This is a genomic window from Streptomyces sp. 2-1, from assembly GCF_048564895.1.
Taxonomy (GTDB): domain Bacteria; phylum Actinomycetota; class Actinomycetes; order Streptomycetales; family Streptomycetaceae; genus Streptomyces; species Streptomyces phaeochromogenes.
In genome coordinates, this window is record NZ_CP183383.1 from 5,899,863 (window position 1) to 5,913,355 (window position 13,493).

A 13,493-nucleotide genomic window follows, 5' to 3' on the forward strand; every position below is an offset into this window, starting at 1 on the left:
GATTATTCTCCGCCCACCTCGGTCGGAGCCTCTACAGGATCAAGGGTTCCAACCGACTCGCCACGGCCAGAAGCCACTAGGTTCTCAATGCGAAGGGCCAGCTCAGAAAATTCCTCGTGGAACCTCTCGGTGGACTCGATATTCGTCTCCAATACGACGCCGACATTGGGGATTTGATCGGCCGTGAGTGCAAAAACCGGAGTACTGTGCTCCTGAGAAACGCCAATGAGGCTGTTAAAGTCGGCAATGTATGCAAGCGCCATATCTTGACCAATTCCAGCGGCGATGTACGCCTCACGCGACAGTGCTTGGCCGCTCTTTTCCAAAGCTGGTCGCAAGTTTGCTTTAAACGCTGTGCCGATTTCATCAATCCAGCGCTGAAAAGCTGCCGCAGGCTTTCCGGCGCGCGGCCGAAATCGCTGAACGATCGTACCAAGCACCTTAGCCTGTCGGTTCGGAAATGGATAAGCAGCTTCCGAAAGAATCTCCATCGCGGCAGCCTGTGAAGCCCACCTCCTCCATCGCGGCAGCACCCGCGCCAGGGAGTCGATAGCCATAACAGAAAAGAAATCTGGAGCAACGGGAACAATCACATAGTCGCTGATACCTACCAAGTTTTGATTGATCGCCCCCAACCCCGGACTCATGTCAATCAGTACATAGTCAGCACCGATTGACTGTGCCGTAATATCAATGGCGTAGGAAAGGCTCCCTGGGACATTCTGTAGCGCCTGAATTGAGCCTGAGAGTTCCTGGGCAATGCCAAGTGTTACTTCGTACTCTGCGAGTCGAATGTCGCCAGCCATCAGGTGGAGTCCGGTACGGCCCGGCACCTGCACCGTCTCGACTGCTTCGATAGGCCGCGGGCGCCCCTCAAATGCAGGGGCTACAGCAGAGCGAATAGTTGAGTCACCGTGATTCTCGTAAAAAGCTTCGAGTTCCCCCGAGCCTCTGAAGCCCATAACCATGCCCGTGAGATTGCACTGGGGGTCGGTATCAACCATGAGGACTGTATGGCCTTGCTCTGCAAGCATCCAACCGATATGGAATACGCTAGTTGTCTTACTGACCCCACCCTTGTGATTGAATACAGCGATTCTAGTCAAGCTCTTCTGCTCATCAGTCATGGAGAACACCATGCCAGAACCCGTGCCAGCTTGCACCGATAAAGCAACTAGAAAGCGGCAATTGAGTGGGCCCGACTGAGGGGAAACCCATATAGTACGAAATAGGTATATACGGGAAATTTCCTCACGGGATCTGTGTATCCATCGAGGAGAGGGGCGGCTCAGGGCGCCATGCCCACCCACCACCTGTGTGGCAACGCTGAGGCACAACCGCGGACAAGTGCATCAGGTGCGAGGGGAACCAGTGCCCTTCGCGGGCTGTCGGCCACCCATGAACCGAGGAGAACGCCCCCGTACGCGCCCCAACCACAGTCGGGAAGCGAGGTGGCGGTGCGAGTCAGCGAGTGGCTGGTTGTGCCGGGCCCGGCCGCGTTTGCCGAACGTCAGTGCACGCCACCAGCGCGCTGCCGTTCGCGTCGAGAAACAGTATGAAGATCCACGATCTGTCGGCAGTCCTTATCTGGCCCAGTCGAACCGGTCAGCCGTATACGTCCAGGCGTTACACCGCCCGTGGCAAGCCGGAGGAATCGATGCGCTTCCGAAGGGAGTGCCGGAGACGGCACCCGCAGGCTGTCGCGAGCGACTCGGCTGATGTCGTTCCGTCCCAGACGATGTAAGAGGCACCCACACGGAGAGCAGATAGTGCGGCCAACGACGTCTCATCGGCAGCACCCAGCAGCTGTTCGAGCTATTCCCGCCCCACGACCTCACCCCCGATGGGGATCCTGCTGTACAGCAACGAAGTACAGCAACCTCAGCGATCGGCATCGCCCGACAGCGGCCCTCGCTGCTGTCTCCGCAGCCTGAATGACCTCCGATGACCGATCTATACAGAGCTACGGATCAGAAGGTTGCAGGTTCGAATCCTGCCGAGTGCACACAGGTAAGAGGCCCCGGACGTCGAGTCCGGGGCCTCTTACGTTGGAGTGGGCGGTTGTTGGGGTGTGTGGCGGAGAAGCGTGGCGGTCAGGTTCCGCGGACCTCTTCGAGGTAGTCGCTCATCAGCTTGCCGGTTCGGGTGAACCAGTCGTTCAGGACGGCGATTTCGGCGGGGGAGTAGTCGTTGAACTGTTCGGTCAGGCGGGCGTAGTACGGGCCGTAGAGGGCGGTGACGCGGTCGACCGCGGCCTGGACCGGGGCGATGCGTACGCGGCGGCGGTCGGAGGGGTCGGGTTGGCGGGTCACATAGCCCGCGCGTTCCAGGCGGTTGACGATGCCGGTGACCGCGCCGGTGGTGACGTGGGCGCGGGTGGCCAGGTCGCCTGCCGTGAGCAGGTTTTCGCCCGCTTCCAGGATGAAGCCGAAGCAGGTCAGGTCCGAGGCGTTCATGCCCAGGCGCTGGGCCATCTCTTGCTGGGCGACCATGCTCGTGGCGATGACGTGGTCCATCGCCGAGAGGGTCTCCGTCGGGGTGGCCGACGGGCGCTCACGCGGGCCCGAGCCGCTCTCGCTCGCCCTCTTCTCACTCACCCGCTGCTCCTTCTCCTTCTTCTCTCGCTCCGTCATTCTCCCCTCCGCCGGATTCTCTCCCTGCTGGCATCTGGAAGATCTCTTAGTTCGTAAGGTAAATTTCTTACTTGCTAAGAGGATCTGGCGGATCCTGGTCATGCGTCGGTCAGGAGGTATGTACATGAGCGGGAATCACCATGATGAGGGGCACACCGTCGCCGGGTGGACCGGTTGCGCTGTGGCCGTCGTGGGCACGTCGGTGGCCGGGGTCGGGATGTGTCTGGGGTCCACGGCCTGGATCTGGCTGGGTCTCGGCGTCGTGGGGCTCAGTGTGCTGGTGACCTGGGGGCTGCATCTGGCTGGGTGGGGCAAGCCGCCCGGGATCCGGCCGGTGGCGGAACGGGGTATGCGGGTGCGGGACCGGGGCGCGAGGGCCGGGCATCCCGCTTGTGTCGGGTGCCGGCTGGCCGGGCGGGGGCGGGGGCGTTCGGTGAGTACCGTCGTGGCTGTTTCCGCCCAGGGAGTTCAGGGGCCGGATGCCGCCTCGGGATCGGCTCCCTCTGAGCCTGCTTCCTCCGAGTCCGCGGTCTGACGGTCGTCTCATTGTCCGAGGGTCGTGGCATTGCCCGACGGACGTCGCGTTGACCGAAGGGCGTCCCGTTGCCGACAGGCGTCCCGTTGTCAGTGGTGCCCTCTACGCTCGTGAGTGATGGCACAGCTGTGGAAATGCACGGGGCTTCGGTGGGGCGGCGAAGGGCCCGTGCTGACGTGGGATGGGGGGCGTCGAAGTGCGTTGCCGTGGGGGAAGCGGGTTGCGTTCGCCGTTGCCGGTGAGAGCGGGCGGACATGTGTGGGGGCGCGGGGGAACAGCTGTCCTTCCCGGGCCGCGGTGTCCGGGCGGAGTGTCGGGGCCCGGTGCGAGGAGTGCGGGCGGCTGGACCGGGCCCACTCCGTTGCCGCGGACACCATCGCCGACGATCCACGGCCCTACTCCGTCTATCTGGCGTGGTTCGGACCCGGGTTGGTCAAGGTCGGGATCACCGCAGTCGAGCGCGGGTCCGCCCGGTTGCTGGAGCAGGGCGCTGTCGCCTTCACCTGGCTCGGGCGCGGACCGCTGATGGCCGCCCGGCGGAGCGAGGAGTTGCTGCGTACGGCGCTGGGGGTGCCGGACCGGATTCCGTACGACGCCAAGCGGGCCGTGCGGAGCGAGTTGCCGGACGCGGGGGCGCGGGTGGCGGAGGTCCGGGAGCTGCATGCCCGGGCCGTGGGACTGGGCGGGTGGCCCGAGGCGTTGGCGCGGATGCCCTTCGTGGCCGTCGATCATGCGGAGGTCTTCGGGCTCGGCGGGTTGCCGCCCGCCGCCGGTGTCGTCGGCGAGCTCGTGGCGGGCGGGGTCGTGAGCGGGGAGCTCGTCGCCGCCGCCGGGCCCGATCTGCACCTGCGGACCGGGCGCGGGGTCGTCGTGCTCGACACGCGGCTCATGACCGGCTGGGAACTGACCGGGGCCGGCCGGGGTGAGCAGGACGGGCGGGACGGGCGGGATGCGCGACTTGAAGTCACCGTCCCTGTAAGGGAGTTCGGTGGTGTTCAGGGCGGGCTCTTCTGAGGGAGGGGGGAGGCGGGGAGGAATGGTCAAGAGATCGATCCCTCTGGGATCCCCTTCGGCAAAGGCCCTGGACGTGGCGCGACGGCGGGGCCGAGAGTGGACGACATGAGCGATCACCCAATTGCACCTGTCGCCGCCTACGAGCCGCCGTACTACGCCGTCGTCTTCACCTCGGTGAAGACCGATGAGGGCGGACGGGACGGAGTCGCCGGAGGGTACGGCGAGACCAACGAGCGGATGGAGGAGCTGGTGGAGAAGATCCCGGGATACCTCGGGATGGACTACGCGGGTTCCCCCGGCGGGCTGTCCATCACCGTGGGGTACTTCCGTGACGCGGACGCCGTCGAGGAGTGGCGGACCAATGCCGAGCATCGGGCGGCGCAGCAGCGCGGGCGTGCCGAGTGGTACGAGCGCTACACCCTGCATGTCGCCAAGGTCGAGCGAAGCCATGGGTTCGAGCGAAGGCATGGGTCCGAGCGTGAGCACGGCTGACGGGGTGGCCGGGGACGCCGGGGAGTCCGGGACAGGCCAACCGGACGCGTACGACCACCCGGACGGGCACGACCACCCGGACGGGCACGACCACCGGGATGGGCACGACGGGCCGGACGGGCCCGACCGGCCGAACGGGTACGACTGGACCGACGAGGCCCGTGAAGTGCGGCTGTTCTGGGAAGGGCTCGGGCTTCCCGGGCTCGTCGATGTCCATACCCACTTCATGCCCGAGCGGGTTCTGAAGAAGGTCTGGGAGTACTTCGACGCGCTCGGGCCGCTGACCGGTGGCGTCGAGTGGCCCATCACCTACCGGGCCGAGGAGCGTGAACGGGTCGGTCTGCTGCGGGAGTTCGGTGTGCGGGCGTTCACCGCCATGCTCTACCCGCACAAGCCCGGCATGGCCGAGTGGCTGAACCAGTGGGCTGTCGAGTTCGCCGGACGCACCCCCGACTGTCTGCACACGGCGACCCTCTTCCCGGAGCCGGGCGTGGCGGCGTACGTCCAGAAGGCGGTGGACGAGGGCGCGCGGGTCTTCAAGGCGCACGTCCAGGTGGGGGCGTACGACCCGGCCGACGAACTCCTCGATCCGGCATGGGGGTTGCTCGCCGAGGCCGGGATGCCTGTCGTGATCCACTGCGGTTCGGGGCCCTCGCCGGGCAAGCACACCGGGCCCGATCCGATCGGGCGGGTGCTGGCGCGGCATCCGCGGCTGCGGCTGGTGTTCGCGCATATGGGGATGCCGGAGTACGAGGACTTTCTCGGCCTCGCCGAGCGGTTCGGCGAGGTGCGGCTGGACACGACGATGGCGTTCACGGACTTCAGCGAGCGGTTCGCCCCGTTCCCCCGGCGGGCGCTCCCCCGGCTCGCCGACCTCGGTGACCGGATCCTGCTCGGGACCGACTTCCCCAACATCCCCTATCCGTACGTCCATCAGCTGCGCGTGCTGGAGGGGCTGGGTCTCGGGGACGAGTGGCTCCGGGCGGTCTGTCATGACAACGGGGCGCGGCTGTTCGGGATTTGAGGAGCTGTGAGGAGAGCCATGGGCGGAGGAGTGGAGAGCCGTAGGCGGAGGAAAGGTACAGGTGGCGGGGGTCAGTCGGTGATGATGAGTTGCTCGTCCGTCCCCAGCTCCCGCCAGGAGAGGCTCAGCGCTCCGTCGGTGACCTGGTGGACGTCGAGCTTCATGAAGTAGACGTCGTCGTCGGGCGCGGTCATGGCAGGCAGGCGCAGCGTGTGGAGCGTGCGCCCGGTGTCCGCGTCGAGGACGAGCAACTCGGCGTCCCGGACACGGCGCTTGGCGTCCGCCTTGGTGAGGAGGGGCTGGCGCACGAGGTACACCCGGCCGTCGGCGATCACGCCCGAGCCGTACTCCTGGCCGGCCGGTGCCTTCAGCCGCCAGGCGAGGCGGCCGTCCTCGGTGTCGTAGGCGTGCAGGACGGTGTCATGGTTGCTGTCGCCGTCGCCCTGGGCATCGGTGGCCAACAGCACCGTGCCGCTGCCCGCGCCGACCGGATTCCACGCGGTGGTGTCCAGGTCGGCTCGCGGAGTGGCTCCTTCCCGGCTCATGTCGAGCAGTTGGACGGCCAGTGAGTCGTCCGTGTCAGGGTTCGGGCCGGCCAGAGTGTGTGCGTCGCCCATGACCACCCCCCTGGGATGGCTGATCCGCCGCTGCCAGAGGGCCTTCCCCGTCCGGTTGTCGACGCCGAGCAGGAGGTAGTACTGCTCGTTGTCCGTGTCGAGACTCGCCACGTTGCACAGCAGCGGGACCGCGCTCACGTGGTCCGGCAGGGCATACACGGCGTAGACGCCCACTTCGGGGCAGGACTTGGGCGTCTTCGCCGTCCACAGGCTCCGGCCGTCGCGCTCGTCGAAGGCGCGCACGGCGCCGGCCGCCGCGGTCAGGGCCTGACCGGCGCCGAGGCTGACGTTCCGGAAGGCCTCGCCGTCCCCGAGGTCCTCACGCCACAGCCGCTTGCCGGTGCGCAGATCGACACCGACCAGGGTTTCCCGGTAGGCGATCACCACGGTGCGCTCCGAGACGTCGAACGACATCGCGACGGAGCTCTCGTCCTGTCGCTCGTAGCGCCAGTACTCCTTGCCGGTCCGCAGGTTCACCGCCCGTGCGCCGTTGGTCGTCGACTCCACGGACAGACCGTGCACCAGGACTCTGTCCCCCGTCTTACGGCGCATGACGTGCTCGGGTGCGACCGGTGCCTCAGCGCCGAACGCGGCGGGGAAAGGGCCCTGCGCGCCGGTGACCAGGTCGCTCTCCCCGGAAGGCTGGAGCCACTGGGCCAACGGCACGAGCAGGAGGCAGACCGCGACGGCGGCCATGATGATCCACAGGGACCTGCGACCCTCCCGAAGGCTGAGTTCCTCCATCGAAGGCATAGGTCCGTCAGCTCTGTCCCCACCCACCACAACAGCCCCCCACAGGCCACCCCCTGATCACCATGACCGGCGGATGACGGATCCTCCCCCGCCGCCGTCCGCGGAGGCAAGGAGTTCCCAGGGTGTTCCCTGAGAGGTGCCTGTGCGTTTCTCAGGGAATTCACAGGTTCCAGAAAGCGTGTTCTCAGAGGAGCCCAGCAATGTGTTCGCTATGACCACGACCTCGCCCCAGGGGCGCACCGAACTGCTGAGGCCGGACGGGAGCCCCGTCCGAGTGCTTGTGGTGGACGACGAGCTGTCGATCACCGAGCTGTTGTCCATGGCCCTTCGTTACGAAGGCTGGCAGATACGCAGCGCGGGTGACGGGACCGGTGCGGTGCAGACCGCGCGCGAGTTCCGGCCCGACGCCGTGGTGCTCGACATGATGCTGCCCGACATGGACGGTCTCGCCGTCCTCGGCCGGCTGCGGCGCGAGCTGCCCGACGTGCCCGTTCTCTTCCTGACCGCCAAGGACGCGGTCGAGGACCGGATCGCGGGCCTGACGGCCGGCGGCGACGACTACGTCACCAAGCCCTTCAGCCTCGAAGAGGTCGTGGCACGCCTGCGCGGGCTCATCCGCCGCTCCGGTGCCGCCGACCGCCGTTCCGACTCGGTGCTCGTCGTCGGTGACCTCACCCTGGACGAGGACAGCCACGAGGTGTCGCGGGCCGGCGAGGGCATCCACCTCACCGCGACCGAGTTCGAGCTGCTGCGCTTCCTGATGCGCAACCCGCGCCGGGTGCTCAGCAAGGCGCAGATCCTCGACCGCGTGTGGTCCTACGACTTCGGCGGCCAGGCCAACGTCGTCGAGCTCTACATCTCCTATCTGCGCCGCAAGATAGACGCCGGACGTGAGCCGATGATCCACACCCGGCGTGGTGCGGGGTATCTGATCAAGCCCGCGGTGTCATGAGCGGGCGACGACAGCTGCGGAAGCAGCGGCGCCGACAGCCTCGGACGCTGCGGACGCGGCTCGTCGTCTCGGCGGTCGCGCTCATCGCGGTGGTGTGTGCGGTGATCGGTACGGTCACGACCGTCGCGTTGAGCCAGCACCTGTACAAGCAGTTGGACACACAGGTGACCGAGGCCGCCAGGCGTGCCGGTGGTCCGCCGCCGGACCAGTTGCCCGAGAACCCGAACGGCGGCGTGTCGTCGAGGCCCGGGGGTTCCTCGACTGACGACCAGCTCACCGAGTTCGTCACCAAGGGCGGGACGCAGAAGGACACCATCGCCGCCGAGGTCGACGCCGACGGCGGGATCACCAAGGCGGTCGTCGCCGTGGAGAAGTCCACCGGCGGCGCCTTCGACGGCATGGACTCAGACGAGCTCGGCGAGGCGGCGAAGTCCGCGCTCGCTTCCGTGTCCAAGACCGGCATGCACACCGTCGACATCCCGGGCATGGGCGAGTACCGCGTCACGTACGTGACCGGAGTCAAGGGCGACTTCTACGTCGCCCTCCCCACCGAGTCCGTAACCAGCACCATCAACACCCTCGTCATCGTCGAGGTGAGCGTCACGGTGGCCGGCCTCGTCGCCGCCGGGATCGCCGGGTCCGTCCTTGTCACGGTCGCCCTCCGTCCCCTCCGCAAGGTCGCCTCCACCGCCACCCGCGTCTCCGAACTGCCGCTCCACACCGGCGAGGTGACCCTCAACGAACGCGTCCCCGAGTCCGAGACCGACCCCCACACGGAGGTCGGACAGGTCGGTGCCGCGCTCAACCGCATGCTCGACCACGTCCACGGGGCCCTGCACGCGCGTCAGGAGAGCGAGACGCGCGTACGGCAGTTCGTCGCGGACGCGAGCCATGAGCTGCGTACTCCGCTGGCGTCCATCCGCGGTTACGCCGAGCTGACCAGACGCGGACGGGAAGAGACCGGGCCCGACACCAGACACGCGCTCGGCCGGATCGAGTCCGAGGCCGGGCGGATGACCGGGCTCGTCGAGGACCTGCTGCTGCTCGCGCGCCTCGACGCCGGGCGGCCACTCAGTTACGAGCACACCGACCTCTCCCCGCTGGTCGTGGACGCCGTGAGCGACGCCCGCGCCGCCGGTCGCGAACACAACTGGCGCCTCGAGCTGCCCGACGAACCCGCGCTCGTGCTGGCGGACGCCGCGCGCGTCCAGCAGGTCATGGTGAATCTGTTTGCGAATGCGCGAACGCACACGCCACCGGGAACGACGGTGACCGCCCGCGTGCGCCGTCAGGGAGCCTGGGTGTGCGTGGACGTCCAGGACGACGGTCAGGGCATTCCGCCGGACCTGCTCCCGCATGTCTTCGAGCGGTTCGCGCGGGGCGACTCGTCCCGGTCACGTGCCTCCGGGTCCACCGGACTCGGGCTCGCCATCGTGCAGGCCGTCGCGGCCGCGCACGGCGGCGCGGTGACGGTCGACAGTGTGCCGGGACGCACGGTCTTTACCGTGCATCTGCCCGCGCTGGAGACCGAAGCCTCGCATTCTCATGAGGCCTTCATTTCCTCATCGAATTCGCAATCGTACTCACAGGCACAGCACAGCACGACCACATGGGTGCAACAGGGCGCTTGACGAGAGTCGTCGTCATGCGAACCGAACCTTCTCCCGGCAACCTGCCGGCGCGGGAGCACCTCCCGGCCGGAAATGCCGGTACGCCTGTCCTGGACGTAGTGATCCCCGTCTACAACGAGGAGAAGGACCTCCAGCCGTGTGTGCTCAGACTGCATGAGCACCTTGCCCGCACCTTCCCGTACGCGTTCCGCATCACCATCGCGGACAACGCGTCCACGGACACCACTCCCCTGGTGGCGGCGCGGCTGGAGGCGGAGATACCCGAGGTCAGGGCGTTCCGGCTGGAGCAGAAGGGGCGCGGCCGAGCACTGCGCACCGTCTGGTCCGCCTCGGACGCCCCGGTCCTCGCCTATATGGACGTGGACCTCTCCACCGACCTCAACGCGCTTCTCCCGCTGGTCGCCCCGCTGATCTCCGGTCACTCGGACCTGGCGATCGGCTCGCGGCTCGCCCGCAGCTCGCGGGTGGTGCGGGGCGCCAAGCGGGAGTTCATCTCCCGTACGTACAACCTGATCCTGCGGGGCTCGTTGCAGGCCCGCTTCTCCGACGCCCAGTGCGGTTTCAAGGCGATCCGGCGCGATGTCGCGCAGGTGCTGCTGCCGCTCGTCGAGGACACCGGATGGTTCTTCGACACCGAGATGCTGGTGCTCGCCGAGCGGGCCGGGCTGCGGATCCACGAGGTGCCGGTCGACTGGGTCGACGACCCGGACTCGACCGTGCACATCGTGAAGACCGCGACCGACGACCTCAAGGGTGTCTGGCGGGTGGGGCGCGCCCTGGCCACCGGTTCGCTGGCCCTCGACCGGCTCGCCCGTCCCTTCGGCGACGATCCCCGCGACCGCGAGATCAGCGGCGTACCGAAGGGCCTGGCCCGCCAGCTCGTCGGGTTCTGTGTCGTGGGCGGTCTGTCCACGCTGTTCTATCTGCTGCTCTACAGCGGCTTCCGTACGTTCTCGGGTTCGCAGGTCGCCAACGCGCTCGCCCTGCTCGTCTCGGCGGTCGCCAACACCGCGGCCAATCGGCGCCTGACCTTCGGGGTGCGCGGCCGGGGCGGCGCGGTGAAGCACCAGGCGCAGGGTCTGGTCGTCTTCGGTATCGGGCTCGCCCTGACCAGTGGTTCGCTCGCCGCCCTGAACGCGGCGACGAACGACCCCGCGCACTCCACCGAACTGGCGGTGCTCATCGCCGCCAACCTCGCGGCCACCGTGCTGCGGTTCCTGCTCTTCCGGGCCTGGGTGTTCCCGGACCGGCGCGACGAGTCACCGTCGACCGTCGTCGCCTCGCACACACCCGCCGTGCCGGTCGGACCGGCCTCGCCCGTCTACACGACGGCGACGCAGTCCCCGTACGGATCGGCTCCCGCGCCTCACGAGACGACCTCGTACGGGACGACCTCGTACGGGACGACCGCGTACGGCACGACCCACTCTCCGCACGACCACCAGACCTGGGGGGACGCGACCATGCAGCTCCAGCCGGTGCGTCCGAACGATCACGATCCGAGGGACGCACGATGACGACGACTCAGCCCGACACGACCTATCAGGGGGGCGTCGGTCCCTCCGGGGGCGCGAGCCCCGACTGGGGACCGCCAGGCCCGACCGGGGCGACCGCCGTGCAGGAGCCGTTTGTCGCTCCGCCGGCCGCCCCCGAGGACGGCAGCCCCAAGCAGCCGTTCGTGCGCCGGCTGTGGCGCGGGCGGCCCGAGGACCACCGCTGGGTGCGCCCGGCGTTCCTCGGCACGCTGCTGCTGATCGGCGCGCTCTACACCTGGAACCTCACGGCCTCCGGGTACGCCAACTCCTTCTACTCCGCGGCGGCCCAGGCCGGCAGCCAGTCGTGGAAGGCCTTCTTCTTCGGCTCGCTCGACTCGGCCAACGCCATCACCGTCGACAAGCCCCCGGCCTCCCTGTGGCCGATGGCGCTGTCGGTGCGGCTGTTCGGCCTGAACTCCTTCGCGATCCTGTTCCCGCAGGTCCTCATGGCCGTCGCCACGGCCGGAGTTCTGTACGGGGCCCTGCGCCGCCGGTTCAGCGCCGCGGCCGGCTTCGTCGCGATGGCGGTCCTCGCGCTCACGCCCGTCGCCGCCCTGATGTTCCGCTTCAACAACCCGGACGCGGCCCTCGCGCTCCTGATGGCCGTCACGGTCTACTGCGTCCTGCGCGCCATGGAGAAGGCCCAGACGAAGTGGCTGGTGTGGGCGGGTGCGGCCGTCGGTCTCGCCTTCCTGGTGAAGACCCTCCAGGCCTTCCTGATCCTGCCTCCGCTGGCCCTGATCTACGTGGTCTTCGCGCCGACGACCCTGCGCAAGCGCATCGGCCAGGTGCTCCTCGCGGGCCTGTCGATGATCGTCGCGGGCGGCTGGTGGGTGGCCATCGTCGAACTGTGGCCCGCGTCCTCCCGCCCGTACATCGGCGGTTCGCAGAACAACTCCTTCCTTGAACTGACCTTCGGCTACAACGGACTCGGCCGAATCAACGGCGAGGAGACCGGCAGCGTCGGAGGCGGCGGCGGGGGCGGCGGCTGGGGCGAGACCGGCTGGGACCGGATGTTCAGCTCCTCCATCGGCGGCCAGATCTCCTGGCTGATCCCGGCCGCGCTGATCGTGCTCGCCGCGGGCATCGCCCTCACCTGGAAGGCCCGTCGGACCGACACGGCCCGCGCCGCGTTCCTCGCCTGGGGCGGCTCGCTGCTGATCACCATGGTGATCTTCAGCTTCATGCAGGGCATCTTCCACGAGTACTACACCGTGGCCCTCGCCCCGTACGTCGCCGCCGTGATCGGCATGGGCGCGAGCGTGCTGTGGGAAGAGCGCGGCAAAATGTGGGTCTCGCTCACCATGGCGGCCGGGGTGACGGCCACCGCGGTCTGGGGGTACGTCCTCCTGAACCGCTCCTCCGACTACCTGCCCTGGCTGAAGTGGCTGGTCCTGGTGGGCGGCCTGGTCGCCGCGCTCGGCCTGGTCTTCGTCTCGCGGCTCGGGCGCCGACTGGCCCTCGGCGTCGTCGGGCTGAGCTTCGTCGCGGCCCTCGCGGGTCCGACGGCGTACACCCTCACCACGCTGAACGAGGGCCACACCGGTTCGATCGTGACGGCCGGTCCGGCGGTCTCGGGCGGCAGGGGCGGACCCGGCGGCGGTGGCGGCATGGGCGGCGGCCCCGGTGGCGGCGGCGGTATGCCGGGCCAGAACCAGCAGGGCGGCACCGGCCAGAACCAGCAGAACGGCAACGGTCAGATGGGCCAGCCCCCGACCGGCGGCTTCCCGGGCGGCGGCCAGAACCAGCAGGGCGGCAACGGTCAGACGGGCCAGAACGGTCAGAACGGCCAGACCCAGCGCGGTGGCGGCACCGGCGACGGCGGCGGTATGGGTGGCGGTGGCGGCGTGGGCGGTCTGCTCAACGGCGCGAGCGTCAGCTCCGAGGCCAAGGCACTCCTGGAGAAGAACTCCGGCGACTACACCTGGGTCGCGGCGGCCATTGGCGCCCAGAACGCCGCGAGTTACCAGCTCTCCACAGGTGACCCGGTCATGGCGATCGGCGGCTTCAACGGCAGCGACCCGTCGCCGACGCTGGCCCAGTTCAAGAAGTACGTGGAGGACGGGAAGATCCACTACTTCATCTCCTCCGGCTCCATGGGCGGCGGTGGCGGCGGCAGCAGCTCCGGCACCGGAACCCAGATCAGCGAGTGGGTGCAGGACAACTTCAAGGAGGTGACGGTGGGTTCGTCCACCTTCTACGACCTGACGCAGCCGACCAGCTAGTCCGGAGGACAGCGCTACAAGGACGGCGGCTCAAGGGCGGCAGCAGAGGGGCGGTGGCCGAGGCGAAAGTGCCTCGGCCACC

11 protein-coding genes are annotated in these 13,493 nt (G+C 68.1%); 8 read left to right on the forward strand and 3 right to left on the reverse strand.

Going from position 1 to position 13,493, the window contains the following annotated elements:
* Positions 1–2 precede the first annotated feature (2 nt).
* Both ACN20J_RS26095 and ACN20J_RS26100 read right to left on the reverse strand, forming a co-directional pair.
* On the reverse strand, positions 3–1,127 hold the full coding sequence (locus tag ACN20J_RS26095; RefSeq protein ID WP_419666920.1) for a ParA family protein: 1,125 nt from the start codon (positions 1,125–1,127) through the stop codon (positions 3–5).
* A 966-nt stretch (positions 1,128–2,093) separates the two neighbouring features.
* Positions 2,094–2,516 carry a MarR family winged helix-turn-helix transcriptional regulator gene (locus ACN20J_RS26100; protein ID WP_419668954.1) on the reverse strand — a complete coding sequence of 141 codons (423 nt, stop codon included), beginning with the start codon at positions 2,514–2,516 and terminating at the stop codon, positions 2,094–2,096.
* A gap of 241 nt (positions 2,517–2,757) precedes the next feature.
* Between ACN20J_RS26100 and ACN20J_RS26105 the strand changes: the two genes are divergently transcribed.
* The 4 genes from ACN20J_RS26105 (at position 2,758) to ACN20J_RS26120 (ending at position 5,698) form a co-directional block, all read left to right on the forward strand.
* Positions 2,758–3,168 (forward strand): HGxxPAAW family protein, encoded by a 411-nt coding sequence (locus tag ACN20J_RS26105; protein WP_419666921.1) that lies wholly within the window; start codon positions 2,758–2,760, stop codon positions 3,166–3,168.
* A 117-nt stretch (positions 3,169–3,285) separates the two neighbouring features.
* Positions 3,286–4,182: a DUF2797 domain-containing protein gene (locus ACN20J_RS26110; RefSeq protein ID WP_364187907.1), complete on the forward strand. Its 897-nt coding sequence runs from the start codon at positions 3,286–3,288 to the stop codon at positions 4,180–4,182.
* A gap of 105 nt (positions 4,183–4,287) precedes the next feature.
* Entirely contained in the window at positions 4,288–4,674 is a 387-nt protein-coding gene (locus ACN20J_RS26115) for an antibiotic biosynthesis monooxygenase family protein (RefSeq protein WP_189841608.1), read from the forward strand.
* Between the two features lie 166 nt (positions 4,675–4,840).
* Positions 4,841–5,698, forward strand: a complete 858-nt coding sequence (locus ACN20J_RS26120; RefSeq protein WP_361920600.1) for an amidohydrolase family protein — start codon at positions 4,841–4,843, stop codon at positions 5,696–5,698.
* Between the two features lie 71 nt (positions 5,699–5,769).
* Here the strand turns inward: ACN20J_RS26120 and ACN20J_RS26125 are convergent, their stop codons facing one another.
* On the reverse strand, positions 5,770–7,059 hold the full coding sequence (locus tag ACN20J_RS26125; RefSeq protein ID WP_419666922.1) for a PQQ-binding-like beta-propeller repeat protein: 1,290 nt from the start codon (positions 7,057–7,059) through the stop codon (positions 5,770–5,772).
* A gap of 220 nt (positions 7,060–7,279) precedes the next feature.
* Between ACN20J_RS26125 and ACN20J_RS26130 the strand changes: the two genes are divergently transcribed.
* The 4 genes from ACN20J_RS26130 to ACN20J_RS26145 are packed head-to-tail and all read left to right on the forward strand — an operon-like array spanning position 7,280 to position 13,411.
* Positions 7,280–8,020 carry a response regulator transcription factor gene (locus tag ACN20J_RS26130; protein ID WP_055616400.1) on the forward strand — a complete coding sequence of 247 codons (741 nt, stop codon included), beginning with the start codon at positions 7,280–7,282 and terminating at the stop codon, positions 8,018–8,020.
* On the forward strand, positions 8,017–9,651 hold the full coding sequence (locus ACN20J_RS26135) for a sensor histidine kinase (protein WP_419666923.1): 1,635 nt from the start codon (positions 8,017–8,019) through the stop codon (positions 9,649–9,651). Before ACN20J_RS26130 ends, ACN20J_RS26135 begins: the two co-directional genes overlap by 4 nt.
* A 14-nt stretch (positions 9,652–9,665) precedes the next feature.
* Positions 9,666–11,168, forward strand: coding sequence for a glycosyltransferase (locus tag ACN20J_RS26140; protein ID WP_419666924.1), 1,503 nt, complete (start codon positions 9,666–9,668; stop codon positions 11,166–11,168).
* Complete coding sequence (locus ACN20J_RS26145) at positions 11,165–13,411, forward strand: ArnT family glycosyltransferase (protein ID WP_419666925.1); 2,247 nt, start codon at positions 11,165–11,167, stop codon at positions 13,409–13,411. Before ACN20J_RS26140 ends, ACN20J_RS26145 begins: the two co-directional genes overlap by 4 nt.
* Positions 13,412–13,493: the final 82 nt, after the last annotated feature.

Excerpts from the sequence above, each read along its gene's own strand:
- ACN20J_RS26135 (WP_419666923.1), top strand. The coding sequence starts at position 8,017 with ATGAGCGGGCGACGACAGCTGCGGAAGCAGCGGCGCCGACAGCCTCGG.
- ACN20J_RS26130 (WP_055616400.1), top strand. The coding sequence starts at position 7,280 with ATGACCACGACCTCGCCCCAGGGGCGCACCGAACTGCTGAGGCCGGAC.
- ACN20J_RS26095 (WP_419666920.1), bottom strand. The coding sequence starts at position 1,127 with ATGACTGATGAGCAGAAGAGCTTGACTAGAATCGCTGTATTCAATCAC.
- ACN20J_RS26100 (WP_419668954.1), bottom strand. The coding sequence starts at position 2,516 with ATGGACCACGTCATCGCCACGAGCATGGTCGCCCAGCAAGAGATGGCC.
- ACN20J_RS26105 (WP_419666921.1), top strand. The coding sequence starts at position 2,758 with ATGAGCGGGAATCACCATGATGAGGGGCACACCGTCGCCGGGTGGACC.
- ACN20J_RS26140 (WP_419666924.1), top strand. The coding sequence starts at position 9,666 with ATGCGAACCGAACCTTCTCCCGGCAACCTGCCGGCGCGGGAGCACCTC.
- ACN20J_RS26145 (WP_419666925.1), top strand. The coding sequence starts at position 11,165 with ATGACGACGACTCAGCCCGACACGACCTATCAGGGGGGCGTCGGTCCC.
- ACN20J_RS26125 (WP_419666922.1), bottom strand. The coding sequence starts at position 7,059 with ATGGAGGAACTCAGCCTTCGGGAGGGTCGCAGGTCCCTGTGGATCATC.
- ACN20J_RS26110 (WP_364187907.1), top strand. The coding sequence starts at position 3,286 with ATGGCACAGCTGTGGAAATGCACGGGGCTTCGGTGGGGCGGCGAAGGG.
- ACN20J_RS26115 (WP_189841608.1), top strand. The coding sequence starts at position 4,288 with ATGAGCGATCACCCAATTGCACCTGTCGCCGCCTACGAGCCGCCGTAC.